Source organism: Streptomyces sp. NPDC017056, assembly GCF_044332485.1.
GTDB lineage: Bacteria > Actinomycetota > Actinomycetes > Streptomycetales > Streptomycetaceae > Streptomyces.
Genome location: NZ_JBIRPD010000026.1, coordinates 61047 through 87150 on the forward strand (window position 1 = coordinate 61047; position 26104 = coordinate 87150).

The 26104-nt window shown below is 73.3% G+C and carries 20 protein-coding genes; 11 read left to right on the forward strand and 9 right to left on the reverse strand.

Annotation, left to right across the window (positions count from 1 at the left end; all coding sequences use genetic code 11):
* Window positions 1–230: 230 nt before the first annotated feature.
* The 4 genes from ACH4OW_RS34485 to ACH4OW_RS34500 form a co-directional block, all read right to left on the reverse strand.
* Entirely contained in the window at window positions 231–1952 is a 1722-nt protein-coding gene (locus tag ACH4OW_RS34485; protein WP_398032021.1) for an acyl-CoA dehydrogenase family protein, read from the reverse strand.
* 96 nt (window positions 1953–2048) lie between these two features.
* The gene (locus tag ACH4OW_RS34490) at window positions 2049–2609 is read right to left on the reverse strand and encodes a PadR family transcriptional regulator (RefSeq protein ID WP_360134307.1); all 561 of its coding nucleotides are present in this window, start codon (window positions 2607–2609) and stop codon (window positions 2049–2051) included.
* A gap of 130 nt (window positions 2610–2739) precedes the next feature.
* Window positions 2740–3441 (reverse strand): methyltransferase domain-containing protein, encoded by a 702-nt coding sequence (locus ACH4OW_RS34495; protein WP_398032023.1) that lies wholly within the window; start codon window positions 3439–3441, stop codon window positions 2740–2742.
* A 178-nt stretch (window positions 3442–3619) separates the two neighbouring features.
* The gene (locus ACH4OW_RS34500; protein WP_398032026.1) at window positions 3620–5926 is read right to left on the reverse strand and encodes an ATP-binding cassette domain-containing protein; all 2307 of its coding nucleotides are present in this window, start codon (window positions 5924–5926) and stop codon (window positions 3620–3622) included.
* Between the two features lie 301 nt (window positions 5927–6227).
* Between ACH4OW_RS34500 and ACH4OW_RS34505 the strand changes: the two genes are divergently transcribed.
* From ACH4OW_RS34505 to ACH4OW_RS34530, 6 genes are all read left to right on the forward strand, one after another.
* Entirely contained in the window at window positions 6228–8123 is a 1896-nt protein-coding gene (locus tag ACH4OW_RS34505) for a hypothetical protein (protein WP_398032029.1), read from the forward strand.
* Entirely contained in the window at window positions 8120–9706 is a 1587-nt protein-coding gene (locus ACH4OW_RS34510) for a SagB family peptide dehydrogenase (RefSeq protein WP_398032031.1), read from the forward strand. Before ACH4OW_RS34505 ends, ACH4OW_RS34510 begins: the two co-directional genes overlap by 4 nt.
* Before the next feature lie 145 nt (window positions 9707–9851).
* Window positions 9852–10034: a hypothetical protein gene (locus ACH4OW_RS34515; protein WP_360134322.1), complete on the forward strand. Its 183-nt coding sequence runs from the start codon at window positions 9852–9854 to the stop codon at window positions 10032–10034.
* A 108-nt stretch (window positions 10035–10142) separates the two neighbouring features.
* Window positions 10143–12080: a TOMM precursor leader peptide-binding protein gene (locus tag ACH4OW_RS34520; protein WP_398032034.1), complete on the forward strand. Its 1938-nt coding sequence runs from the start codon at window positions 10143–10145 to the stop codon at window positions 12078–12080.
* Window positions 12081–12106: 26 nt separating this feature from the next.
* A complete protein-coding gene (locus ACH4OW_RS34525; RefSeq protein WP_398032037.1) occupies window positions 12107–14704 on the forward strand; it encodes a lantibiotic dehydratase in 2598 nt (865 codons plus the stop codon).
* Window positions 14691–15704: a lantibiotic dehydratase C-terminal domain-containing protein gene (locus ACH4OW_RS34530; protein WP_398032040.1), complete on the forward strand. Its 1014-nt coding sequence runs from the start codon at window positions 14691–14693 to the stop codon at window positions 15702–15704. The genes ACH4OW_RS34525 and ACH4OW_RS34530 overlap by 14 nt, the downstream gene beginning before the upstream one ends.
* Here the strand turns inward: ACH4OW_RS34530 and ACH4OW_RS34535 are convergent.
* Window positions 15673–18459, reverse strand: coding sequence for a LuxR C-terminal-related transcriptional regulator (locus tag ACH4OW_RS34535; RefSeq protein ID WP_398032042.1), 2787 nt, complete (start codon window positions 18457–18459; stop codon window positions 15673–15675). The two genes, ACH4OW_RS34530 and ACH4OW_RS34535, sit on opposite strands and share 32 nt — an antisense overlap.
* 314 nt (window positions 18460–18773) lie before the next feature.
* Between ACH4OW_RS34535 and ACH4OW_RS34540 the strand changes: the two genes are divergently transcribed.
* The gene (locus tag ACH4OW_RS34540; RefSeq protein ID WP_398032045.1) at window positions 18774–19553 is read left to right on the forward strand and encodes an SDR family NAD(P)-dependent oxidoreductase; all 780 of its coding nucleotides are present in this window, start codon (window positions 18774–18776) and stop codon (window positions 19551–19553) included.
* Window positions 19554–19658: 105 nt separating this feature from the next.
* On the forward strand, window positions 19659–20042 hold the full coding sequence (locus tag ACH4OW_RS34545) for a DUF779 domain-containing protein (protein WP_360134340.1): 384 nt from the start codon (window positions 19659–19661) through the stop codon (window positions 20040–20042).
* Between the two features lie 169 nt (window positions 20043–20211).
* Here ACH4OW_RS34545 and ACH4OW_RS34550 read toward each other — a convergent pair whose 3' ends face one another.
* Window positions 20212–21159: a hypothetical protein gene (locus tag ACH4OW_RS34550; protein ID WP_360134420.1), complete on the reverse strand. Its 948-nt coding sequence runs from the start codon at window positions 21157–21159 to the stop codon at window positions 20212–20214.
* A 472-nt stretch (window positions 21160–21631) separates the two neighbouring features.
* On the opposite strand from ACH4OW_RS34550, the gene ACH4OW_RS34555 reads away from it, so the two are divergent.
* Both ACH4OW_RS34555 and ACH4OW_RS34560 read left to right on the forward strand, forming a co-directional pair.
* The gene (locus ACH4OW_RS34555) at window positions 21632–22162 is read left to right on the forward strand and encodes a methylated-DNA--[protein]-cysteine S-methyltransferase (protein WP_398032047.1); all 531 of its coding nucleotides are present in this window, start codon (window positions 21632–21634) and stop codon (window positions 22160–22162) included.
* 424 nt (window positions 22163–22586) lie between these two features.
* On the forward strand, window positions 22587–23054 hold the full coding sequence (locus tag ACH4OW_RS34560; protein ID WP_398032049.1) for an RICIN domain-containing protein: 468 nt from the start codon (window positions 22587–22589) through the stop codon (window positions 23052–23054).
* Window positions 23055–23077: 23 nt separating this feature from the next.
* On the opposite strand, the gene ACH4OW_RS34565 is transcribed toward ACH4OW_RS34560, so the two are convergent.
* The gene (locus tag ACH4OW_RS34565; RefSeq protein WP_398032050.1) at window positions 23078–24184 is read right to left on the reverse strand and encodes a Gfo/Idh/MocA family protein; all 1107 of its coding nucleotides are present in this window, start codon (window positions 24182–24184) and stop codon (window positions 23078–23080) included.
* A 114-nt stretch (window positions 24185–24298) separates the two neighbouring features.
* Here ACH4OW_RS34565 and ACH4OW_RS34570 point away from each other — a divergent pair, with 114 nt between their 5' ends.
* Window positions 24299–24652 carry an ArsR family transcriptional regulator gene (locus tag ACH4OW_RS34570; RefSeq protein WP_360134352.1) on the forward strand — a complete coding sequence of 118 codons (354 nt, stop codon included), beginning with the start codon at window positions 24299–24301 and terminating at the stop codon, window positions 24650–24652.
* A 95-nt stretch (window positions 24653–24747) separates the two neighbouring features.
* Here ACH4OW_RS34570 and ACH4OW_RS34575 read toward each other — a convergent pair whose 3' ends face one another.
* Together ACH4OW_RS34575 and ACH4OW_RS34580 are read right to left on the reverse strand one after the other, a co-directional pair.
* On the reverse strand, window positions 24748–25023 hold the full coding sequence (locus ACH4OW_RS34575; protein ID WP_398032142.1) for a DUF5133 domain-containing protein: 276 nt from the start codon (window positions 25021–25023) through the stop codon (window positions 24748–24750).
* 30 nt (window positions 25024–25053) lie between these two features.
* Window positions 25054–25959: an RNA polymerase sigma factor SigF gene (locus ACH4OW_RS34580; RefSeq protein ID WP_360134358.1), complete on the reverse strand. Its 906-nt coding sequence runs from the start codon at window positions 25957–25959 to the stop codon at window positions 25054–25056.
* Between the last annotated feature and the right edge of the window lie 145 nt (window positions 25960–26104).

The window sequence follows — 26104 nt, forward strand, 5'->3', positions numbered from 1 at the left end:
GTCACCTTGTGCTCCTCCTTGGCGTGTCCGACAGGTGGTCCGATGCTCACAGCGTCTTCTTGACGGCCATTGGATCGATCGCTTGACGACGGGCCGGGGCGTTCACGCACTGAGACACGTAGTCGAAAACGCGGGAGCGAGCCCGTGACGGACTCGCTCCCGAGTGGCGCAAGAGTGGCGCGGCGGTGCCGGTCAGGGGCCCGGAGTCACTCGTCCAAAAGCAGCTTGCTTCACGCGCCCATCTCGTACGTCCCGGCCAGCCCCTCGACGCGCTCCCACACCCGCGCGGAGCGGGCGTCGTCGGTGACCGGGCGGCGGACCGCGTCCAGGGCCCAGCGCTGCTGGGCCTCGGTGGCGGAGTCCTTGCCGTGGAGTTCGACGGCGTGCGCGGAGAAGTCGCGGACGAGGACGGCGAACAGTTCGTCGAGGACGTCCGTGTCGAGGTCCGTCAGGCGTGCCTGTTCCAGGATGAGCTGGCCGTGGACGACCAGGGCGAAGAGCTGGCCGACGGCGAGCAGCAGGTCGAGGTCGCGGCTCTGCGCCTCGTCGGGTGCGGCGGTCGTGACGAACGCGCACAGGGCATCCGCCTGCTCGCGGAAGCGGGCGACGTTGGGCACCTCGGCGTAGGCGTCGTAGGCGGCACGCCAGTCGTGGAAGCGTACGGAGCCGAGGCCGCGGGCCGGGCCCTGGCGGAAGAGGAAGGCGTCGTCGGCCGCGTCGAGGCGGGTCGGCACGGGCGCGTACTCGGCCGGGTTCAGCAGGTGGTTGCCCATGAACTTGAGGATCAGCGCGAGGTTGACGTGGACCGTGCCCTCCAGCTTGGGCAGGCCCCGGATCTCGGTGGCGGCCTGGGCGAAGTACGTGTCCTTCTCGAAGCCCTTGGCGGCGATGACGTCCCACATCAGGTCGATGACCTTTTCGCCCTCGGTGGTCACCTTCATCTTCGTCATCGGGTTGAAGAGGAGGTATCGGCGGTCGTCGGGGCCCGCGGTGCGGAAGTAGTCGACGGCGCGGTCGCTGAACAGCTTCATGCCGACGAGGCGGACGTAGGCGTCGGTCAGCTCGCGGCGCACGTGCGGGAAGGCGGTGACGGGGCGGCCGTAGAGGATGCGGTTGTGGGCGTGGGTGACGGCCTCGTACATCGCGTGTTCGCAGATGCCGATGGAGGCGGTGCACAGGTTGAACTTGCCGACGTTGACGGTGTTGAGGGCGGCGTCGAAGGCGGCGCGGCCGGTGTGCAGGATGTCGTCGGGGCCGACCGGGTAGTCGTCGAGGCGGAACTCGCTGACGTACTTCGAGGAGTCGACCACGTTCTTGACCAGGTGGTACGCCTCGTGGCGGCTGTCGGCGGCGAAGAAGACGTAGCCGTCCGGGCCTTCGACGTCGGTGCGGCGGCCGAAGACGGAGACGAGGCCGGCGGCGTTGCCGTTGCCGATGTAGTACTTGGCGCCACTGGCGCGGAAGCCGCCGTTGCCGTCGGGCTCCAGCAGCATGTCGGTGGAGTAGATGTCGGCGCCGTGCGTCTTCTCGGACAGGCCGAAGGCGAACACCTCGCCCTGGGCGAGGAGTTCGGCCGCGCGGGCGCGGGCGGCGGCGTTGTCGCTCTGCCAGACCGGACCGAGGCCGAGGATGGTGACCTGCCACGCGTACCAGTAGTCCAGGCCGTAGAAGCCGAAGATCTCGTTGAGGGCGGCGATCCGGGCGGTGTCCCAGCGCTTGTCCTGCTGCCCGCCGGAGGCGGCGGCCGGGGTGAGGAAGGTCGCGAACAGCCCCTCCTTCGCCGAGAACGCGAGGAAGTCCGCCAGCCAGGCGCGCGAGCGGTAGTCCTCGATCAGCCGGCGCTTTCCGCGGCCCTCGAACCAGTCGACGGTGGCGCGCAGCAGCCTGCGCGTCTCGGGGTCGAAGTGCGCCGGGTCGTAAGTGTGCGGGTTGAAGAGCAGCGGGTCGGCCATGAGGTCCGCCTTTCGGGACGAGGGTGGGTGGGAAGAGGGGGCAGGGGTTCGGCCCTGGGTCGCCGGCGCGGCGGGCGGCCGGCCCGGCGATCCGGTTCAGGGCTGCTCGGGCCGCAAGGCGTGGAGGGTGGCCAGCACGTCCTCCAGCCAGGCGATCGTCATGCGCTCGTACGCAATGCCGCCGCGCAGCACGACGTGCTGGAGCTGCTGCCCGGCGTCGGGCGCCGCGGGAGCCTCGGGTCCGGTGAAGTCGCGAAGCTCCCCCGCGAGGTAGTGCGTGAGCCGGTCGGTGTGCGCCTGATGGTGCCGCTCGACCTCGCGGATCAGTGCCGCCGGGTCGTCGAAGGCGGCGCCGCGGATCTTCACCGCGAGGTCGTGCCGCACGCTTTCGGGCTCGATCGGTTCGTGCAGCCACCGGGACAGGGCGGTCCGGCCGAGGGCGGCGACGGAGTACTCCTTCTTGTCCGGCCGGGCCTGCTGCGGCACCTCGCGGACGTCGACCCAGCCGTCGCCCTCCATGCGCTTGAGCACGCGGTAGATCTGCTGGTGGGTGGCGGTCCAGAAGTAGCCGATGGACCGCTCGAAGCGCCGGGCCAGCTCGTAGCCGGAGCCCGGCTTCTCCAGCAGGGAGACGAGGATCGCGTGTTCGAGCGCCATGCCCCGATCCTTCTATGCAACGAGTTGCATAGACAAGCGGCCACGGGCAGGTGAGACGCGGGTCACCCGCGGGGCCCGGGCGGACGGAAGGCGGTGCCCCGGCCGGGAAGAAGGCGGTGCCCGCCCCGGGTCAGGCCGGGACCCGGAGCCGTACGGCCAGGAAGCTGGGCTCGCGGCACAGCTTCTCGTACCGGGCTTCGTCGGTTTCCCGCAGCCGGGGCAGGGGGCGCGGCTCGACGAGGCGTTCCAGGACGAAGCCGGCGGATAGCCACTCTTCCATGAGGGCCTGCAGGGTCATGCGCTGGTAGCGGATGGTCATCGAGGGGTCGGGGAGCTTGGCGTCCACCCAGGTCCCGTCGAAGTAGGAGCCGCCGTGGTACAGCCACTCGGCCGTGGGATGGGTGGTGGACAGCACTAGCCACCCGCCGGGACGCAGTACGCGCCGGAGCTCGGCCAGCAGCCGGGCCCGCGCCGCGACGTGGTGGTAGACCAGCGCGCACACGGCTCCGTCGAAGACGGCGTCACCGGCGAAGTCGAGGGGCGCCTCCAGGTCGTGCAGCCGCAGCTCGGCCCGGTCGCCCACCCGCTCGCGGGCGTGCCGCAGCAGCGTCGCGCTGCCGTCGATCCCGGTGACACGGGCTCCCCGGTCCAGCAGGTCCGCCGTGTAGTGCCCGGCGCCGCACCCGGCGTCCAGGAGCCATAAGCCGGCGACCTCGCCCGCGAGGTCCAGCACCGCCGGCCGGTCGACGCAGGCGTTGTAGGGGCTGGTGCCGGCCAGCCCGGCGAAGTAATCGCCCAGCCTGCCGTGATATGCGTTCTCAGGAGATGTCACGGCAGCATCCTGGCATCCCCTTCCCGAGGTCGGCGCCGGCCTCGGTGGAGGGGGTCCGGAGACCGGCGCCGAGTCTGGTGGGCGGCTTCCGCCGCCGCGCCTGGGGCCGTGCTCCCCCACTTTCCGGCGCCCTCCGAACCTGGTCAACCGCAACCGGTTGGACGGGCAGCCGCCCCGGTCACGCGTACGGGCGGGGCTCTTGCCGTCCGACGTACTCCCGCAGGTGCCGGGCCGTCAGCGTGTCGCCCGTGGCGACGAGGTCGGCGGGGGTGCCCTCGAAAACGACGCGGCCGCCGTCGTGGCCGGCGCCGGGGCCGAGGTCCACGATCCAGTCCGCGTGCGCCATCACCGCCTGGTGGTGCTCGATGACGACGACCGAGTTGCCGTCGTCCACCAAGCGGTCGAGCAGCGCGAGCAACTGGTCGACGTCGGCCATGTGCAGGCCGGTGGTGGGCTCGTCCAGGACGTACGTCGTCGCCTTCTCGTTCATGTGGATGGCCAGTTTGATGCGCTGCCGCTCGCCGCCGGAGAGGGTGCTGAGCGGCTGGCCGAGCCGCAGGTACCCCAGCCCCACGTCGGCGAGCCGCCCGAGGATGGCGTGCGCCTGCCCGGAGGGGAAGAACGCGTGCGCCTCCGCCACGGACATCGCCAGCACCTCGCTGATGTCCTTGCCGCGCAGCTTGTACGTGAGCACCTTCGGCGTGAAGCGCTTGCCCTCGCACTCCTCGCACACGGACGCCACCCCCGCCATCATGGCAAGGTCGGTGTAGACGAGCCCGATGCCGTTGCAGTGCGGGCAGGCGCCCTCGGAGTTGGCGCTGAACAGTGCCGCCTTGACGCCGTTGGCCTTGGCGAAGGCGGTACGGACCGGGTTCAGCAGGCCGGTGTACGTGGCCGGGTTGGAGCGGCGCGAACCGCGGATCGGCGACTGGTCGGCGACGGCGACGCCCTCGCGCCCCGCGACGTACCCGTGGATGAGCGAACTCTTGCCGGAGCCCGCGACCCCGGTGACGACGGTCAGCACTCCCAGGGGTATCCCCACGCTGACGTCGCGCAGGTTGTGCCGGTCGGCGCCCTCGATCGCGAGGGTGCCGCGGGGCGTGCGCACCGGCTCGCGCAGCCCGGCCCGGTGCTCCAGGTACCGCCCGGTCAGCGTCCCGGAGGCGCGCAGCCCCGGCACGTCCCCCGAGTAGCAGATCCGGCCGCCGTCCGTGCCCGCGCCCGGTCCGAGGTCCACGACGTGGTCGGCGATCGTGACGACCTCCGGCTTGTGCTCGACGACCAGCACCGTGTTGCCCTTGTCGCGCAGGCGCAGCAGCAGGCCGTTCATCCGCTGGATGTCGTGCGGGTGCAGTCCGACGGTGGGCTCGTCGAAGACGTACGTGACGTCGGTCAGGCTGGAGCCGAGGTGCCGCACCATCTTGACGCGCTGCGCCTCGCCGCCGGAGAGGGTGCCCGCGGGCCGGTCCAGGCTCAGGTAGCCGAGGCCGATCTCCACCAGGGAGTCGAGCAGGTGCCGCAGGTTGGCGAGGAGCGGCGCCACGGACGGGTCGTCGACCGAGCGCAGGAACGTGGCGAGATCGCTGATCTGCATGGCCGAGCACCGCGCGATGCTGACGCCGTTGACGGTGCAGGACAGCGCGGCGGCACTCAGCCGGGCGCCGCCGCAGGCAGGGCATTCGGCGAAGGTCACCGCCCGGTCCACGAAGGCCCGGATGTGGGGTTGCAGCGCGTCGCGGTCCTTGGACAGGAAGAGCCGCTGGACCTTGGTGACGAGCCCCTCGTACGTCGTGTTGAGGGCGGCGGCCTTCACCTTGGTCGCGGGCTTGTGGAGGAAGTCCTGCCACTCCTGGTCGGTGTAGTCCTTGAGCTTCTTGTCCGGCGGGAAGAAGCCGCAGCCCGCCATGACCTGCCAGTACCAGGAGCCCACGGCGAAGTTGGGCACCGTGACGGCGCCCTCGTCGAGGGAGAGCTCCCGGTCCACGAGCTGGTCGACGTCGATCGTCGAGACCTGGCCGATCCCCTCGCACTCGGGGCACATGCCCTCGGCGCTGTTGAAGCTGAAGGCGCTGGAGGTGCCGATGTGAGGAGTTCCGAGGCGGCTGAAAATGATCCGCAGCATGGTGTACGCGTCGGTGGCGGTGCCCACGGTGGAACGGGAGTTGGCGCCCATCCGCTCCTGGTCGACGATGATCGCGGCGCTCAGGTTGCGCAGTTCGTCCACGTCCGGGCGGCCCGCGCTCGGCATGAAGGACTGGACGAAAGCGGTGTACGTCTCGTTGATCAGCCGCTGGGCCTCGGCGGCGATGGTGCCGAAGACCAGCGACGACTTGCCCGATCCGGAGACTCCGGTGAAGACGGTGAGCCGCCGCTTGGGCAGGTCCAGCGACACGTCGGCCAGGTTGTTCTCCCGCGCGCCGCGAACCTGGATCACGTGGTGCAGGTCGGCGGCGGCCGGCTGGGGGCTCGCGGGGGCAGCAGGCATGACGGGTTCCTTCTCCTTCGGTGCGGCGGCCGGACGGTGGCGCCTCGAACGGTCGGCACGACCGAGGGCGGGCAGCAGCCGCCGGCCCCCGTCGTGTGGCCGTACTCTGCCACACTTTCCGCGTACGGTGTACTCAAATACGGCGCACGGCGGGACACGCCGGCGGGCGTTCCCCGGCGCCGACAACCACTGGGGCACCGGCGTGCGCAGCACTGTGGTCGTTCTACGGTGCGCCCGTAGAGACGGGTGTCGCGGGCGGTGGTGACACTCGGGGGCGAGCCGCCGACCCCGAGGACAGACGATGCGACCGAAACTCAAGCCCGACGTGCTGTACGTGCCCACCGCAGACGGGGTGCACCTGTTCGGCGCCGGCGCCAACCTCGAACTGCGGGGCGGCGCCATCTACCAGTGGGTGGACCGGCTGGCGCCGCACCTGAACGGCACCACCACCCTGGACGGCCTGCTGAACGGGCTGCCGGACGACAAGCGTGCCGTGGTCGCGGCACTGCTGCGGCGCCTGGAGGACGGCGGCTGCCTGACCGACGCGGAGGAGGACGAGCCGCACGGCCTGACGCCCCGTGAACTGGAGACGTACGCGGCCGAGATCGCCTTCGTCGAGTACTACCGCGGCTCGGCGGCCCGGCGCTTCGAGACGTACCGGAACAGCTCGGTGGTGGTGCTGGGCGCCGGGCCCGCGTTCACGGCGCTGATCTCGTCGGCGCTGCACTCGGGTGTCCGCAGGCTGCGCGCGGCGTGCACCCCGGAGTTCCCCACCGACGAGGACCGGCTGGCCGAGCTGACCGGTGAGGCCGTGCGGCGCGATCCGGACCAGGAGTTGATCCGGACGGTCCTGTCCGACGACTCCGACGAGGAGCTCGTGAAGGCGCTGGACGGTGCCGACGCCGTCGTCCACGTGTCCTCGGCGCCGGTGGCGGACCGGGCCGTGCGGCTGCACCGGCTGTGCGAACAGGCGGGCCGGCTGCTCGTGCAAGGCGTCGTGCTGGACGACGTCGCATGGCTGGGCCCGTCCGGCGCCGCCTGGGCGTCGGCCTGGCAGCGCTTGGCGGCGCCGGAGCCGTCCCGGCCCAACGCCTTCCTCACCGGGCCGGCCGCCGCCGTGGTCGCAAGTCACCTGGGCCTGGCGTGCTTCACCGCGCTGACGGGCGCGCGGGACGACGAGCGGGCCACGCTGACCCGGATCGACCTGGAGACACTGCGCACCTCGACGCACTCCTTCCTCCCGCACCCCTCCGCCGCGGACGCGCCGGAGGAGAGTGCGGAGGAGTTCGGGCAGCGCGTCGAACGGCTCGGCTCGGCCGCCCCGTTGAGCGGGGAGGAGTTCTCCGCGCGTGCCGCGACCTGCTTCGACCGGTACACGGGGGTACTGCGGGCGCTGGAGGAAGGCGATTTCACACAGCTGCCGCTGAACGTGACCGAGGCGGTGCGCCCCGAGGGGACCGGCGAGCGGGTCTTCGGCTGGGGCACCGGCTTCGCCGAGGCCCGGCAGCGGGCCGCGCTGCGCGGTCTGGCCCGGTACGCGGTGACGGCGCCCGACCCGCGGCGGTTCGCCGACGACGGCTCGGTGCGGGGCTGGGACCTGGTCGGCAAGGAGGTCACGGCGGTGCCGGCCGACGACGTGTTCGTGCCCGGTCCCGGCGTGGCCGCCGCCCTGGACTGGACGGAGGCGGTCACCGCGGCGGTCGCGCAGCAGTGTGCGCGGCTGGCGGTCGAGGACGTACGGCGGGGTGTCGTCGAAGCGGTCCCGCTGGACGTGGCGGGCGCGCCGCTGGAGGAGGCCGGCCGCCGTCATCTGGACATGCTGCGTGCGGCGGACGGCGAGGTGGTGGCCGCCGACGTCGGCGCCGGGCTCGGCGTGCCGGTGCTGGCCTGGTGGCAGGGGGGCCGGCCGGTCGGGGTGACCTGCGGCCCCGGCGCGGTGACCGACGGGCTGGAACTGGCCCTGCTGGACCGGCAGTCCGGGCTGACCGGTGAGGCAGCGTACGCTCCGGCGCCGGAATCCGGCCTCGGCGCGCCGCCCGGGGAGGCAGCCGGTGCAGCCGTACCGGCCGGTGCGGAACTGCCCGCGCTGGTCGAGGCGCTGGCGTCCCGGGGGAAGCCGCCGGTCGTGGTGCCGCTCGACCACGATCCGGCGGTGCACGAGGTGCTGCCGTACATCGTCCGGGTGGTGCTCGGATGACCGAGGTCTCCGACGGCCGGGCCGGCACGCTGGGGCTGCGGTTCTGGTACGACACCTTCGAGGGCGTGCAGGAGCTCTTCGCCGAGGGGCACGGTTCCGAGGGCGGCCCTGACGATCCGCTGCCGAGCAAGACGTACCGCGGGCTGCCCCGCCATGTGCTGGCGCCGCCGCCCCGGCGCGTCGGCGACGCGCGCTGGTCCTTCCCCGGCTTCCGCGACCGGCACCCCGGGGGCCCGCCGCGTAGGCCCTGGGACGGGAGCGCACTGTCCGCGCTGCTGCACCACACGTACGGCTTCGGCCGGATCGAGCTGGGACCGCAGTCGGCCTGGCCCTACCACCGGCTGGTCGCCTCCGCGCGCTGCTTCTACCCGGTGGAACTGTACGTGTGGCTGAACGGCGACACCGGTGACGTGCCGGCGGGGTGCTACCACTACGACCCGGTCCACCACGCGCTGACCGCGCTGCGGTCCGGCGGGGTGCCGGACGAGCTGCGGGCGGCGGTGGCGGGCGCGCGACGGGACACGGCCGCGCTGGTCGTGCTGACCGCGTACTTCCGCAAGACCGCGTTCCGGTACCGCGACTACGCCTACCGGCTGTGCGCCCAGGAGTGCGGCATGGTCATCGGCAACGCGCTGCTGGTGGCGGGCGCGCTCGGCCTGGACGCCCGCGTGCACCACCGGTTCCCCGACGAGCCGGTGAACCGGGCGCTGGGCGTCGACGGCGCGGAGGAGACCGCGTTCGCCGTGCTGGAGGTCGGTACGCGGGACGCCGTGGGCGCCCGGCCGGCGCCGGGACTGCCGCCGCTCGTCACGGAACACGTGCGTACCTGCGGGGAGGACGCGGCGCGCTGGTCGCGGCTGGCCGCGCTGGACCACGCCGCCCGGCTCACCGGCGACGCGCGGCCGGCGCCGGTCGACCCGGCACCGTTCCACCTGCCCGTGCCCGGCCGGGCCGTGCCGTTCGCGGAGGACGTCCGGCCGCCGGAGAGCGTCGAGTTGGGCGACGCGCTGCGCCGGCGGGACTCGGGTGGGCGGATGTTCCAGCCGGCCCGCGCTCCGCTGCCCGAGCGGCAGCTCGCGGACCTCCTCAGGTACGCGCTGGAACCGGTGCCGTCCGACCACCGCGAGGCGCCGCTGCCGCCGCTGGTGGACTGCCACGTACTCGCCCTCCACACCACGGGCCCGGCCGCCGGGCTGTACCGGCTGGACCCCGCGCCCGCGCTCGTGCCCGTGCCAGGACGCGATGGGCGGCCCACGGTGGCCATGCTGTGCGACCGCACGCCCTCGGTGAACACGGCGCGCGCGAACGCGGTCGTCTTCCTCTCGGTGGACCGGTACGAGGGCGCCCGCCGGTTCGGGGACCGCGGCTACCGCATCCTGCACCACGAGGCCGGCATCGCGGCCCAGCGGATCAGTGTGCTGGCCGCCGCCGAGGGGCTGTCGGCCCGGATCACCAACGGCTACGACGACCGGGTCGTCCGGGAGCTGATCGGCAGCGGCGGCGACGCGCAGGTGCCCGTGTTCGCCATCGTGCTGGGCCGGCGGCAGGCCACGTCCCAGTACGAGCCCCCGCTGGACTGGTGACCACAGGCACCGTAGGGCGCCCGGTGCCCGCAGATCCTACGGGCCGTCCGTAGAGACCCGGGGCCCCCGCGGATCACACAATCGGCTCGGACAGCGGGCGACCGCCGTCCGCAACCGTCACCCACAGAGGAAGGAGGGACACGACATGGACGCGAACCTGGTACTGGACCTCGACGACCTGAGCGTGGACCAGCTCGACATCCTGCCGACCGCCCCCGGCTCCACCCTGGAGTCGATCAACGTCGGTCACGCGATGGTCGAGATCGGCGCATCCAACTGCACCTCGCAGGGCTCGCCGGCGAGCTGCTGCTCTTGTTGCTGCTGCTGATCCGGTGACACGGCCGGGCCGTGTCCGGCGCTTCGGCGCCGGGCACGGCCCGGTACCGCTGGACAACCGGTGTCACCACGACCGACCCGAAGAACCAAGGAGGCGAACGTGCCGGATCGGCCGACCGGTCTCGCGGTACGCGGCGAGGGCCTGCTCGCGCACGCGGTCCGCACCGAGCTCTCCCGCCGTCAGCTGCTGGCAGGCGAGGGCGGCGGCCGCTGCGCCGGGGTGCTCACCGCCGACGACGGCTGGCAGGACACCGTTCAGGCGGGCAACCCGGCGCTGCCGTGGCTGCCGGTCCGGGTGGAGCTGGGCAACGTCGTCATCGGACCGCTGGTGCTGCCGGGGCAGCCGGGATGCGCGCAGTGCGCCCGTACCCGCAGGGACCGCGCACTGGGGCCCGCCAGCCCGCGCGCCGAACTGCTGCGCCGCCACGGCGACCGGCTGGCCTCCCGGCCGTCGCCGCTGCTGTCGGCCTGGACCCGCGACGCGGTCGCCGCGGTCGTGGCGGCCGAGGCCGCCGCCGTACTCGACGACCCGGAACGTGCCGGCACCCGCAACGCGGTCACGATGATCGGGCTGGCCACGCTCACCGCCGACCGGCACCCGTTCCTGCCCGACCCCTGCTGTTCCCGGTGCGGCCGCCTGCCCGACGACCGGCCGCCGGTGATGATGGACACGCCGCGCCCCAAACTGGCCCCGGACGTCTACCGCGTCCGCAGCCTGGACACGGACTGGGACGGCCTGCTCCGCACCTACGTGGACGGGCACACCGGCATCGTCCGGCAGCTGGACGTCCGGACGGACTACGCGTACCCCATGGTGTCCGCGCCGCTGCGGCTGCCCGACGGCATCCAGGAAGCGGGGTTCGGCCGCGGTCTGGACTACGGCGGCTGCGAACGTACCGCGCTGGCCGAGGCGTTGGAGCGGCTGGGCGGGGCGCGGCCCGGCGGCCGGCGCACGACGGTGCGCGCGGGCTACCGGGAGGTCGCCGACCGTGCGGTCTGCCCGACCGACCTGGGCCTGTACCCGCCGGACCGGTACGAGGACCCGGAGTTCCCCTACCCCGTGTTCACCCCGGACCTGGAGATCAACTGGGTGTGGGGGCACTCCTTCGGCCGCGGCGAGCCCGTGCTCGTGCCAGAGGACTACGCCTACTACCGGACCCGGCACGGGAATTCCTCGGCGCGCCCGCTGGCCTACGAGGTGTCCAACGGCTGCGCCCTGGGCGGCTGCCTGGAGGAGGCCGCGCTGCACGGCATCCTGGAGCTGGCCGAGCGGGACGCGTTCCTGCTCACCTGGTACGCCCGGCTGCCGGTGCCGCGCGTGGACCTGGCCACCGTCTCCGAGCCGGCGGTCAAGCTGCTGGCCGAGCGGATACGGCAGGAGAGCGGGCACCGGGTCGCCGCCTTCGCCACCACGCCCGAGCACGGCATCGCGACCTCGTGGGTGATGGCCGTACACCCTGGCGGGGGGCCGGAGCCCGCCGCGATCTGTGCGGCCGGCGCCCACTTCGACCCCGAACAGGCACTGCTCAACGGCCTGCTGGAGCTCACCGCCAACCTGGGCTGGAACCGCGCCGCCTACCGCGAGGAGCTGCGCAGGATCGCGGGGATGGTCGCCGATCCGTACACGGTGCGCGAGATGCGCGACCACGCACTGCTGTACTGCCACCCGGACGCGTACGACCGGTTCGCCTTCCTGCCGGGCGAAGACGCGGAGCAGCCGGTGGCCGAGGCGTTCGCCCGTGCGACGTGCCGGCCGCGCGGCGACGACCTGCGCGAGGACCTGGCCGAGGTGGTCGAACGTTTCACCAGCCGTGGTCTGGACGTCATCGTGGTCGACCAGAGCACCGACGAACACCGCGCCGCCGGGTTCGCCTGCGCGAAGGTGATCATTCCAGGGCTGCTGCCGATGACCTTCGGGCACCGGATGCGCCGTACCCACGGCCTGCCGCGGCTGCGCGAGTTGCCGGCCAGGCTCGGGTACCGGAACGGACCGCTGGAGCCGGCGGACGTCAATCCGCATCCGCACCCGTTCCCGTGAACCCGTACGTGAAGGCAGGAACAGTGATGAGTGGCTTCCAGGTCGCGGACACATTCGGCGTACGCATCGGCGGTCTGCCGGTGTCGGTGCTGGACGGGCTGCGGTCGACCGAGGTGTGGCGCCGGATCGGCGCGCTACTCGACAGCGAGCGGGAACTGACCGAGCGAGGCGAGAAACTGTCCGACGCGCTGTACGAGCTGATCGGGCGCGACCCGGCCGCCAAACCGGCGCTGGTCGCACTGCGCCGTTCCGTCCACAACCAGCGGCTGCCCGCCGCGCGCTGCTGGAACGACGAGGTGCGCGCCGCGCTGCCCGCCGAGCTGGCGGCGGACGTCAAGCAGTGGGCGGACCTGCTGGCGGCCCACCGCCAGGACCTCGCGTGGCTGGACGTCCTGCTCACCCAGGACGCGCCCGCCCGGCACGCGGCGCTGCGGCAGGCGGCCGGCCACCCGGTGTTCCGGCACGGTCTGATCCAGGGCAGCCCGGTGCTCCACGAGCAGCTCGGCAAGTGGCTGGGACGTCCCGAGGACAGCCCGCCGGACCGGAAACTCGCGCTGCGGCTGGCCAAGTACCTGTCCCGGGTGGCGGCCAAGACCAGCCCGTTCAGCACCTTCACCATCAGCGGGCTCGGCCGCTGGGACGGGCCGCGCACCGCCTCGCGCGGCCTCGCGGTGCGCGACACCGTCGAGATCAACCTGTGGGTCGTCCAGCAGCTCGTCCGGCAACTGCGCGAGCATCCCGCCCTGGCGGCCACCGCACGGCTGCGGGTCAACCCGAGTGCACGGCCGGCCGACGGGCACTGGGAGTTCCTGGGGCCGGGCGAGGAGGAGCCGCTGCGCACCCTGCCGATGTCCGCGCCGGTCCTGGCCTGCCTGGACTTCGTCGCCGTCGACGGCGGCCGGCTGCGCCGCGACGTGGTGGCGCACCTGGAGGAGCGCAGCGGCGCCGGCCCCGAGCAGGCCGCGCGCTATGTCGAGCGGCTGACCGACCTCGGCCTGCTGGAGGTGGTGGCGCCGTTCTCCGAGCAGGCGGCGGATCCGCTCGCCGCACTGCGGGAGTGGGTGGACACCGGCGGGCCGGCGCTGGCGGAGGTGTCCGCCCGGCTCAAGGAGGTGGCCACGCTGCTGGCGGGCTATCCGGAGCTGACCGGTCCGGACGACCGCGCCCGGCGCAACCGCGAGATCCACCGGGCGCTGGACGGGCTCGCCGCACACCTCGCGCCGGGGCGCGTCACCGTGCCGGCCAAGAACCACATCATCGAGAACGCCCTGCTCGTCGGGCCGCCCGCCGGCCAGGACCGGCAGGAGTGGGAGCCGGTGCTGCGGGACCTGGACACCGTCCGGCGCTGCTACGCGGCGCTCGACCCCGCGCTGCCCGGCCGCGTGGCCCTGGCCCGGCTGTTCACCGACCGCTTCGGAACCGGCGCGGGCGTACCGTTCCTCGCGTTCCACCGCGCCGTGCAGGAAGAACTGCGCGCGGACGAGCGGCTGTCCGGCCTGCTGTCGGTCTCGCAGCACGGATATGCGCCGCTCGCCGACAGCCCGCTGCCGCGCATCAAGGAACTGCTGCGCATACGCGACGAGCTGACCGGCGCCGCGCTGGACGGGCAGCCGGACGCCGACGGGGTGGTACGGGTCGATCCCGGCCGGCTGTCCGCACTGGCCGACGGCTGGCCCGAGTGGCTGCGCGCGCCCGGGTCGGTCGCGTTCTACGGGCAGGTCACCGGCGAACACGGTGGCACGGACGGGTTCGTGGTCAACGCGGTCAACGCCGGACACGGGCGGGGCCGCGACCGGATCCGCCGGCTGCTGGGCCAGGCCGGCGTCACCGTGGCCGGCGAACCGGTCCGCTCGCCCAAGGGCGTGGTGCTCGCGGACACCTGCCGCCACTACGGCAGCAACGTGGGCCTGCGCGAGCCGGCCGTACCCGACGAGATCGACTACCCCGGCGCGACGGGCCCGCGTCCCGCGGGGCGGCGCATCCCGCTGCGCGACCTCGAAGTGCGCCACGACCCCGGGCCCGACCTGCTCGTGCTGTGGTCGCGTACCCGGGACTGCCAGGTCCGGCCCGTGCACCCCAGCCTGATCGCGGAGTTCTGGCTGCCGCCGGCGATGCGGCTGCTGATCCAGGCGTTCGGCGACACGCCGACCCTGCTCATCCCCGGCCGCCGGATGTTCGGCGACATCCCCCCCGCCGCGGCGCACGGTGTGCTGCGCGAGCCCAGGATCACGATCGGCACGGTCACGGTCAGCCGCCGCCAGTGGGTCTTCCGCACCGGCGACGCGCCGGTGCGGGCCAGGGGCGAGGCGGACGGCCGCTACCTGCTGCGGCTGGCCTCGTGGCTCCGCGAACACGGCGTACCCGACCGCTGCTTCGTCCGCGCGCTGGACCCGTCCTCGCTGACCGGCGGCAACGTATGGCAGCTCAAGTCGCGCAAACCGCTCTACATCGACTTCGCCAACCTGCTGCTGGTCGGGCTGTTCGAGCGGATGCTCGCCGAGGAGGGCAATCTGCTGTTCCTCCAGGAGGCACTGCCCGACCCGGCCACCGCGCCGCACTACGGCGACGCGGGGGCCCGCGTCACCGAATACCTGGTGGAGGTCGGAGAGCATGCCCGCCACTGACCGCACGGTGGACCCGGTCACCGCCGGCGCGTCCGACTGGGTGTGCGCCCACGTCTTCTACGACACCGGACACGACGCCTTGCTGGCCGGCTGCGTACGGCCGCTGGTCGCCGGCCTCTTCGCCGACGGGCTGCTGCACCGCTACTTCTTCCTGCGGTACTGGGAGGGCGGCCCGCACGTGCGGCTGCGCCTGCTGCCCACCGGCACGGAAGCCGCGGCCGAGCTACGGCGGCGCACCGTCGCGTCGGTGGGCGCCTTCCTCGAAAGCAGCCCGGCGCCGGACACCGTGGACCGCGCACGCTACCGCGCGCTGGCCGGCGAACTGGCCGCCATGGAAGGCATGCCGGAGCACGACCGGGTACTGCGCCCGAACAACACGGTCGAGTTCCTGCCGTACCGGCGCGAGCACGAGGTGTACGGCCACGGCACCGCCATGGCCGCCACCGAGGAGCACTTCCAGGAGTCCAGCGAACTGGCCCTGGCACTCGTGGCGGCCGGGACGACGAGTCGGCAGCGGGCCCTGGTCGGCCTGGACCTGATGCTGGGCGTACTGGCCCTCTGCGACGACCTGCGCACGCAGTGGGTCGACAGCGGGCAGCCGCTCATCCCCTTCGCCCGCGGCGCCGAACCCGCCGACACCGAAGCGCACTACCGGGCGCGCCGGGAGCAGTTGCGGGAACGGGCGCTGCGGGTGTGGCGGCTCGCGCCCGAACCGGCGGGCGCGACCCCGCAGGCGCACTGGCTGCGCTCGGTACGCACGCTGCGGGACCGGCTCAGCGGCTGGGAGGACTCCGGCGCCTTCACTTCCGAACGGGCGCGTACTCCCCTGGCCCAAGGCCCCGACCTGGCCGCGCTGCCGCACCCCGCCACCACGCTGACGCTGCTGCGCTGCGTGCACCTGGCCAACAACCGCCTCGGCCTGACGCTGGACCAGGAGAACCAGCTGCGCTTCCTGGCGGGGCGGATCGTCACCGACCTGTCGCGGACCTCGGCCTCCTGAGCGGTACCGCGTGGTGTGCGCGGGCCCGCTCCAGGGCGAGCCCACCCGGCGCCGCCTGGCTGTCGGGCGGCTGCTCGGACGGTGTCGCCGGGATCGCGGCGGCCAGTTCCTGGCGGCCTGAGATGCCCAGTTTCCGGTAGACGCCGGAGAGATGGAACTCCACCGTCCGCATGGTCAGGAACAGCATCTGGGAGATCTGCCGGTTGGTGTGGCCGCTGCGGGCCAGCCCGGCGATCTTCACCTCCTGCGGTGTCAGCAGCGGGTGCGAGCGGACCGGCGCCTCGTACGCCGGCGCCGGCTCCGGCACCTCCCGCAGCCGCTCGACCAACGGCCCGGCACCGCACTCGCCGGCCAGGGCGAGCGCCGCCGCGAACGCGCGGTGCGCGTCGGCCGGCCGCCCCGCGTCGTGCAGCGCCGCGCCCAGATCGGCCCTGGCCGCCGCCAGCTCCAGCCGGGCGGGTGAGGCTTCGAGGTGCCGCACCGCCTCGGTCAGCATCGTCAGCCGGGCCTCGCCCTGCCGGGTCATGGCCAGTGCGTGCCGGGCGGTGCCGATCGCGCGCGGCGTCCCCCAGCGGCAGGCGGCCTCCAGTTCCTCGCGGGCCAGGGGCTCGGCCCGGTCGGCCGCGCCGCCGGCGACCAGCGCGAGCGCGGCGCGGGACCGCCACGGCAGGACCGCCGGGCTGACGACGCCCCTGCGGCTCAGCTGCCGCCCCGCGGCGAGCAGGTCCTCGGCCGCCAGGTCCGGTGCGCCGCACTGCTGCCGCAGGGCCGCCCTGGCCGCGAGCAGATACGGTTCCTCGTACCGTTCCCACAGGTCGCCGTCCGGCCCGTGTTCCGCGGGGCCGACCTCGGCCAGCAGCGCCGCCGCCTCGTCACCGGCGCCGGACAGCGCCAGCGCCTCCACCAGCGCGGCCACCGCCATACCAGAGATGATGGGCAGCGCGCTGGTGCTGGGGCGCATCTCCTCGACCACCGGCCGCAGAATCGCGACGGCGCCCGGCAGGTCCCCGGTGACCCGGCAGATCTTGGCGCGGAAGATGTCCGCCGTCAGGCAGGACCGCCGGCTGGACACCGCGCGGCTGAGCCTGCCGGACCGCCAGCAGTGGGCGCGGGCCTCGGTCAGCTCGTCGGCGCGGATCAGCACCGCACAGCTCTGCCAGATGCGCCCGAGATCGCTCCCGGTGCCGGTCAGCGCCTCCCGGGCGTGGGCGAGGGCCGCTGCCCGGTCCGTTCCCCGGTCGCAGGCGAGCGCGGCCCGCAGGTTGGCCAGTTCCCTGCACGGCTCGGCGGCCGGCTCGTCCGCCAGCCGGCGGGCCGCCTCGGAGGGGCCCGCCGGGTCCAGCAGGGAAACCGTCGCCCTCCTCAGCGTCAGCTTGCGGACGGCCGCCGGGTGGCCGGTGCCCATGCGGCCTGCCGTCTCGTCCAGTACGGACACGGCGTCCGCCGGCCTGGCCCGGTCGACCAGCATGGCGGCCACGTCCAGGGCCAGTTCGGCGCAGACCTCGGGGTCCTCGGTCTCGCGCAGCACGGCGTCCAGTTCGCTCAGCGCGAGGTCGGGGTCGACGAACGTCTCGGCCTCGGCGAGTTCGCGGCGTACCGCGGACCGCACGTCGGCGGGCAGCCGGTCGCGCAGCACGCACCGCAGGTAGCGGCTCGCCTCGTCGGCCTTCCCCTCGTGCAGCAGTTTGCGTGCCGCCGTCCGCAGCGGCTCGACCGCCCAGTCCAGCCCGGTCGGGCCGGCGGCCGCGAGCTGCCGGGCCACCTGTTCCGCCCCCCGCTGCTCGTCGCGCAGGATCCCGGCCACCCGCAGGTGCGCGCCGATCCGGGAGCCGACCGGCATGCCGGCGAGCACGGCGCTGCCCAGCAGCGGGTACCGGAAGGCCGGCGGCACCCGGTTGGCGAGAACCTGCCGTTCGACGAGGGTGTCGATCGCCCGGAGCGCGTCCGGCATCGGCAGCTCGGCCAGCACGGCGGCGTAGGCGACCTCCGCGCTGTCGCCCAGGACCGCGACAGCCCTGGCCATGGCCAGGGCTGGTCGGGGCAGGTCGTCGAGCCACCGCCGCGTACATCGCAGCACCTCGGGCCCGGCCGCGCCACGCAGTTCCCGTGCCGAGACGGCCGTGCCGGGGCGGCCGGCCAGCTGGGCCAGCAGCAGGCCCGGGTTGCCGCCGGTCTGCTCCAGGCACACGGCGGCCGCGGCGGCGTCGAGCGTGACGCCGCACCGGTCGGCGGCGAACCCCGCGATCTCGTCCTCCGGCAGGCCCGCCAGCTCGATGTGCTCGGCGCGCGCGAGGAGTTCGGCCACCTCGTCCGGCCGGCCGTCCCCCTCGCCGTCGCCGACCGCGCCGACGATCAGCAGCGGTACGGGACGGTCGAGCGAGGCCATGGCCGCCAGCCAGCGCGCCGACGAAGGGTCCGTGCCGGCGAGGTCGTCGACGAAGAGCGCGAGGGGCGACAGCGCCAGGACCGCGCGGCCGCGTGCGACGTACCCGTCCAGGGTCTCGGGCCCGCTTCCCGGGGCACCGAGTGCCTGGCGGGCCACCGCGAACGTGGCATCGCACGACACCCGGCCGCCGGTGGCGGTCGCGACCCGGAAACCCGCCTCCTCGGCGCGGGCGGCGGCCTCGGCCAGCAACGCCGACTTGCCGACGCCCCGTTCGCCGCGCACCGCGACGATCACCGGTGCGCCGCCGCCGGCCCGTCCCATCAGCCCGTTCAGCCGAGCCAGCTCCGATTCACGACCGGTTAACGGCATCGACAGCCCTCCCACAGACATGTATATGTCGGGACGTACTTACACCCGACAGGTTCGTCCATCTTTCATCCTGGTACGCACCGCACCGGGACGACTACTGCCGACCGGGCCAAGAACGGCCGGTTCGCTACCCCGGACGGCCGGTTCGGACCTGCCGGGGCAGCAACTCCGGGAAGTCGAACGAACGGTTCAGCCCTACCCCGGGCGCACGCGCGGGACGCCACCGGAGCGCCGTTGCCGCACCGCTTCCGCTTCCGCCGCGCGCTCGCCGCCCCGGGCGCCCTGGCCGGTGACCTGCCGTCTAAAGTGCGGCAATGACCTCGCACAGCTATCTCTCCGAACTGTTCTCCCTCGACGGGCTGGTCGCCGTGGTGACCGGCGGCAGTTCCGGCATCGGCCGGGCCGTCACCGGGTCCCTCGCCCGCGCCGGCGCGAGCGTCGTGGTCGTGGCGCGCAAGGAGGCCGAGCTCGCCGCCACCGTCGGCGAACTCACGGCCGACGGCTGCCGGGCGGCCTGGGTGAGCGCCGACCTCGGCACCCGCGCGGCCGTGCGCGCGGCGGCCGGCGAGGCGGCCGGGATATTCGGCGAGCCCGACATCCTCGTCAACTCCGCAGGAATCAACCTGCGTCCGCCGATGGGCGAGCTGGACGACGAGGTGTGGGACGCCACGATGGCGGTGAACCTGGAGGCGCCCTACCTCCTGGGGCAGCGCTTCGGGCCCGGCATGGCGGAACGGGGTTACGGGCGGATCATCCACATCTCGTCCCAGCAGGCGCACCGGGCGTTCGTCCGGAGCGGCGCGTACGGCGTGTCCAAGGGGGCACTGGAGTCGCTGGCCCGCTCCCAGGCGGAAGCGTGGTCGCCGCACGGCGTCACCTGCAACACGCTCGTGCCGGGCTTCGTCCCCACGCCGCTGAACGCCCAGTTGTCGTCCGACCCCGAGAAGGTGGCGGCCCTGGCCGCCCGCACGATGACCGGACGCAACGGCCTGCCAGGGGACTTCGCGGGGGCCGCGGTCTTCCTGGCGAGCCGCGCCTCGGCCTACGTCACCGGTCAGTCGCTCTTCGTCGACGGCGGCCTGTCCGTCCACTGAGCCGGGACGGCCGGGGCGCGACCGTACGGCGCGCGGCCCGCCGCCCCTACACTGCACGCAGCGCCGGCGCGGACAGCGGCTGCCGACCAGGCGAAGGAGTGGCCCATGGACCAGACCACGCAGCGCATCGCGCTCACCACGGCGGCCGAGGACCTCATCCGCCGGCTGCGCGCGGACCACGGCCCGTTGATGTTCCACCAGTCGGGCGGGTGCTGCGACGGCAGCTCGCCGATGTGCTACCTGGCCGGCGAGTTCCGCACGGGCGCCTCGGACGTGCTGCTCGGGCGGCTGGCCGTGCCCGGCGTCGACGAGGCGGTGGACTTCTGGATGTCGGCGGACCAGTTCGCCCGCTGGCGGCACACCCACCTGACGGTGGACGTCGTGCCGGGTCGCGGCGGGGGCTTCTCCCTGGAGGCCCCCGAGGGCGTCCGGTTCCTCATCCGCTCGCGGCTGCTCACCGAGGAGGAGCGGGCGCTGCTGGACGGCTGAGGCGCGTGCGTACGGCGCCGCCTCGGACCCGGACGTGGTGAGGCCCCGCGCACGGGGGATGACGCGGGGCCTCGTCGGGTTGAACGACCGGATGGGGAAGAGGGTTCCCCACTGGTGAAGATTCCGGGGAAAGTTTTTACCCGGGCCGACTCGGGCGCTGCGGGTTCCCTCACGCCTCGTCCTGCACCAGCCGCTCCAGCATGTCCTGGAAGTCGACGTCCACGACCACCCGCAGCCCGTCGCCGTCCGGCTCGCTCAGCCGGGTCATCACGCCCCGCCGCCACCAGAAGACGTTGGGGCTGATCGCCCCCGCCGCGTCCTCGTGGCCCGCCGCGGCGAACTGCGCCATGGCCTGCAGCGCCGGGACGACCTGCGCGTCGTGGATGGGGTGGAAGGCCAGCTGGTGGCGGAAGGGCACCGCGACCAGGGCGCCGTCCGCGGTCAGCGGCGTCCCCATGATCCGCTGGACCAGGTCCTCCAGGACCAGCACCCGGCTGGCGGTGAAGAAGGAGTCGCCGAGCACCACCTCGAAGGCCGAGCCGTCGCCGCGCCGCACCGTCTCGTGCCCCTCGACCGGCAGCGCCCGCAGGTTGTTCAGCGCCCTGATCCGCAGCTCGGCCACCTCGCCGAGGTCCGTCAGCGAGTCCTCGCTCAGCATCTGTACGGCTTCGGGCAGGTCCAGGGCGAGCACCTCGCGCAGCCCGGGGCCCGGGGCGCGCCCGTACCGGAAGGAGTCCGAGGGCGGCAGCGTCTCCTCGGCGACCACCCGGGGGTACAGGCGGGCCCGGATCTCGTCCTCCGAGAGGGTTTCCATCGGCTGCGGGCCGTCCATCGTGCGCAGCACCTTGCCGACGTGGTCGCGGATCATCGTGGCCCAGGCGCGCTCGCCGCGCCGGTCACGGTGGCAGACCGCGGCCAGGTTGCCGAGTCCGAACTGCCGGCCGGCGGAATCGGCCACCACACCCGCGTAGACGGTCACCTCCAGGCCGCGTTCGGCGAACGCCTGCCGGACCTGCGACCGGAAAACGCCGCCCTCCCGCTCGGAAAAGAAGGAGAACTCCCCGTCGCGCGGCGCATCGCGCGGATCCCGCTTCGGTCCACGGCGGAACAGGCCCATCTCTTCCTCCCGGCGACGGCCACGGACGACGGCCACGATGCCGCCGATCGTAACGGGTGCGCCCAGGGCCCTCGACACGGTCCCGGCCCCGGCCGCGCCCCGGCTCCCCCGCCTCGCCGCGCCACGGCCGGCCGGGTCCCCACCTGCTCATCATGCCCAGCGCGGGGGCCGGTCATGGCGGCCGCGGGCGGCGGGCACGGACGGCCGCCAGGGCGCAGGCGGCAGGCCGGGAACGGGCCCGCGATACGCTACGGGGCCCGGCCCGCCGGTCGGGTCGGGCCCGCGGCGCACCGACGCGGTTCCCCGGCAGCGCCGGCCGCATTCCCGGTATCTCCGGCACCTGGCGGTTTGCTCGGCATCCGGCAGGAATGCGACGTCCGATTTCCGCCAGCCGCCGTGTGGGGGCGGCGGCACAGTGGAGGTGACGGATGCGCCGGTGAACGGCGCGCGAGCAAGAGAAAGGGGCCGGACGATGTCGGCCACGACGGTCCACACGACGCTCGACAGCCCGCTCGGCGAGCTGCTCCTGGTGGGCGAGACGTCCGCCACCGCACCGGGCGGCACTGCGCTGGCCTCCCTGTCCGTACCGGACCAGAAGGGCGGCGCCGCGGTACCGCCCGCGCACACCCGCGCCCCGGCGGCCTTCGCGGAGATCGCCGCGCAGCTCACCGCCTATTTCGAGGGCCGGCGCACGCGCTTCGACCTCGCGTACGTCCCCGGCGGCACCGACTTCCAGCAGCGCGTCTGGCAGGCACTGGACGCCGTCCCGTACGGCGAGACCGTGACCTACGGCGACATCGCCGCCCGGATCGGCGCTGCCCGCGCCGCGGTGCGAGCGGTCGGCACCGCGATCGGGCGCAACCCCCTTCTGGTGGTCCGCCCCTGCCACCGCGTCATCGGCGCCAACGGCACCCTGACCGGTTACGCGGGCGGCCTGGAACGCAAGCAGCGTCTCTTGGCCTTGGAGAGCGCCGCCTGCGTGGCGGAGGCCCGCACGACCTGACCCGCCACGGGCCGGCGACGCGTCGGTGGCCGTGTGGCCGTTCACCGAGCGGCCGTTTCCGCCCGCCGCTCCTCCCTTCCCCCCACCACCCGCGTTCGCGGGCCGGGAGGAGCGGCCGGGCAGCGGCTGGACCCGAGTCGGGCGATCCCCCGCATCACCCAACCCAGGCAGCCTCGATCGGAGCCCGTTCCCCGTCGGGAACGGGCGTCCGAAGCCATGCCGAGTATATTGGCTCCGAGCCAGTCAACGCAGCGGCTACACCATGACCATTTTCGAATGCCTCTCTTTTCGGCCCCGATGACCGCGACGCGGCCCGTCACGCGAAGCGTCTGCCGGCGCCGGGGCGCGCTGCCGCCACACCTGTTTTCGTACACTTGAGCGACTCCGCGGCGGCGCGCCGCGACTACGCGCAAAGGGGCGGGACGTGAGTGGTGCGGGTGGCCTGACGGCGGTCGGCGAGGGGACCTATGTGCTGCGCAACGTGGGCAGCGGCCTGCTGCTGGAGGTCGAGGACGGCCGCAAGGGCAGCGGGGCGAACGTCCGGCAGGGCAAGGAGGACGGTTCGCCGGCCCAGTTGTGGCGGATCACCGAGGTCCACCCCGGCAGCGGGCTGCGGCATCTGACCAACGCGGGCAGCGGCAAGCGCCTGGACGTCACCGGCGCCTCCACCGAGAACGGCGCCAACGTCCAGCAGTGGAAGGCCAACAACTACGGCGCGCAGGAATGGCTGCTGGAACAGCACGTGGACGCGCCGGGCACCTTCACGCTGGCCAACTACGCCAGCGGTCTGCTGCTGGAGGTCGCCGACGACAGCACGGAACACGGGGCCAACGTCCAGCAGTGGGAGGACCGGGACCGCCCCGGTCAGTGGTGGACGCTGGAAAGCCGCTGACGCGTGCGCGGGCTGCCGCCGGCTCAGAAGGCGGCGGCGCGCGCGATGCGGTCGAGCAGGCGGTGGCGGCGTACGGCGTGGGCGAAGTCCGGCGCGTGGCGGGTGCCGGCCGCCAGGTCGGCCCGGATCTGCTCGTAGGCGTGGGCCACGGTGTACGCCACCTCGGTGGTGCGGCCGGCGAGCGCGGGGAGCGTGGAGTACGCGGCGGGAACCGGGAGTTGTGCGAGCGCGGTGTCCTCGCCCCGGGCGCCGTGGACGGTGACCTGGCCGAACTGGAGGTGCCCCGAGTCGCCGGCGACCAGCAGGTCGCCGGCGGTCCCGTTGATCTCCCAGTGGAAGTTGGTGGCGCGGGACAGGCCGCCGCGGAAGTGCAGCGAGGCGACCGCGCCGCCTTCGAGGACGCCGCTGACGGCGATCTGGTCCTCGACCGTCATCCGTGCGGTCTCACCGGTCACCTCGTTGCGGACCTTGGGGCGGCGGGTGGCCATGGTGGCGTCGAGGTCGGTGAACTCACCGAGGACCATGGTGACCGCGTCGACGGTGTGACCGAACGGGATGGTGAGGAGGGAACCGCCGTTGCCGCGGTCGAGGAGGTACGCGCCGCCCGGCTCGAACTCCGCTCCCCAGCGGCGGCCGGAGGCGATGAGGCTGGTCGACAGGACCTCGCCCACGTATCCGTCGGCGACCAGGTCGCTCACGTAGCGGACCGGGGGCGCGGAGCGGGCCTGCAGCCCGACGAAGGTGCGGACGCCCCTGGCCTCCGCGGCCGCGGCCAGTTCCTCGGTCTCCGCGAGCCCGTTGCCGAGCGGCCATTCGCTCAGCACCATCTTTCCGGCTTCGAGGGCGGCCAGGACCAGTTCACGGTGGTGCGGGATCTTGACGGTGACGACCACGAGGTCGACCTCGGGCCGCCGTACGAGCTCCGCCGCACTGCCGAAGGCGAGCGGGATGCCGTACTTCTCCCCCGCGGCCCTGGCTGATTCGGGGGTGCTGGCGGACAGGGCACGCACCTCGTACCCCGGTACGGCGGCGAGTGCGGGCAGGTGGGCACGGGCGGCCCAGCCGCCGGAGGCGCTGAGGCCGATGATGCCGACGCCGATCGGCGTGGCGGTGGGGGCAGGGGAGGGCATGGCGGTGTCCTTTCACCGAAGGTGCGAACGGTGCGCCCGGTCGAGCGGTGATCATGACCGTAGCCCATGTTCGCGTCGATGTGAACATGAGGCCGCATGGTGGATACTGGAGGCATGGCCAGCCGTACCTCTTCGCCCCTGCTCCACCCCGACGAGCGGGAATTCGACCTGTTCGCCGTCATGAGCGCGCTCACCGACCCGGTCCGGCTGAGCATCGTGCTCCAGCTCGCCGCCGAGTCGGCGGTGCCCTGCGGCACCTTCGACCTCCCGATCGCCAAGTCCGCCCTGAGCCGGCACCTGCGGGTGCTGCGCGAGGCGGGCGTCATCAGCCAGCGGGACGAGGGCACCCGCCGCGTCAACTCCCTGCGCGCGGAAGAACTGGACCGCCGCTTCCCCGGGCTGCTGGCCCTCGTACTCAAGGAAGGCGCCCAGCGGAAGGCCGTGCGCCCCGCGGCACCCGCCGCCTGAGGCGCCGGCCGGACGGTATCGACGGCCGGCCTCCGAACGCGAGGCGGGCCCCCTCCCGGAGACAACCCAGGAGGGGGCCCGCAGGCGCGGGGACCTCAAGCGGTCAGCCGCACCTCGGAGTCGGCCGCGGGTACGGCGTTCGCCGCGCCCCGCACCCGGTTCGTGGCGTCCTGGACCCGGGGGGCCGCGGCGAGCTGCCGCTTCGCGACCGCGAGGGCGTCCGCGACCTGCCGGGTGCCGGTGGAGACGCACAGGGTGTAGGAGACGTCCTCCAGCCGCTGCCGTGACGTGTGCGTGCCCTGCTCCGCGTCGAGAACCCGCAGCGTCTCGTACTGCTCGACAAGGTTCCGCAGGATCGCGGGGTGAGCCATCAGCACGGGTGTTCCCTCCAATGTTGTCGATCAGGCTTCGGCGCACATTCCCGTACGGAGCTTGCCGAGGGTGCGGGCCAGCAGCCGGGACACGTGCATCTGGGATATGCCGAGCTCTTCGCCGATCTTCGACTGGGTCATCTCACGGCCGAAGCGCATCTCGATGATCTGGCGCTCGCGGTCGTCCAGTTCCTTCAGCAGCGGGGCGAGTGCGTGCAGGTTCTCCACGGTCTCCATGGCGGGGTCGTTGTCGCCCATGGTGTCGGCCACCGTGCGGCCCTTGCCGGCCGCCTGGCCGTCGTCCGCCTGCTCGTTGGGCGAGTCCAGGGAGCCCGCGGCGTAGCCGTTGGCGGCGACGAGGCCGTCGAGGACCTCTTCCTCGCTGATCTGCAAATGGGCGGCCAGGTCCTTGACCGTGGGGTCGCGGTCGAGGGTGCCGGCGAGGTGTTCCTTGGCCTTGGCGATGTCGACCCGCAGTTCCTGGAGCCGGCGCGGCACGTGCACCGCCCAGCTGGTGTCGCGGAAGAAGCGCTTGATCTCGCCGACGATGTAGGGCACCGCGAAAGAGGTGAACTCGACCTCGCGGGACAGGTCGAAGCGGTCGATCGCCTTGATCAGGCCGATCGTGCCGACCTGGACGATGTCCTCCATCTCGCCGCTGCCGCGGTTGCGGAACCGGCTCGCGGCAAACCGTACGAGGGACAGGTTCATCTCGATGAGCGTGTTCCGCGCGTACTGGTATTCGTGCGTGCCCTCTTCGAGGACGCGGAGCCGGTCGAAGAACAGCTTCGACAGCTCACGCGCGTCCTTCGGAGCGATCTTTCCCGCGTCCTCGACCCACGGCAGTTCCTCGGCAACGCCCCGGGCACCATTCGGCGACCGGTCCGTACCGGTCGCCTGCTCCAGATCCACAGCCCGCACTGCTGCCGTTGTCATGGCTCGCCCTTCCTGTGTCGACGACGATGTGAGAGTCCGAGTTCCCAGATCATCTCGACTCATTCATCCCAGATCCAAAACAGTCTTCGCAGGTCAAAATAGCGATGGCAATGCGCCAACTCCGACTCGTTCCGGCCTGGCCGGG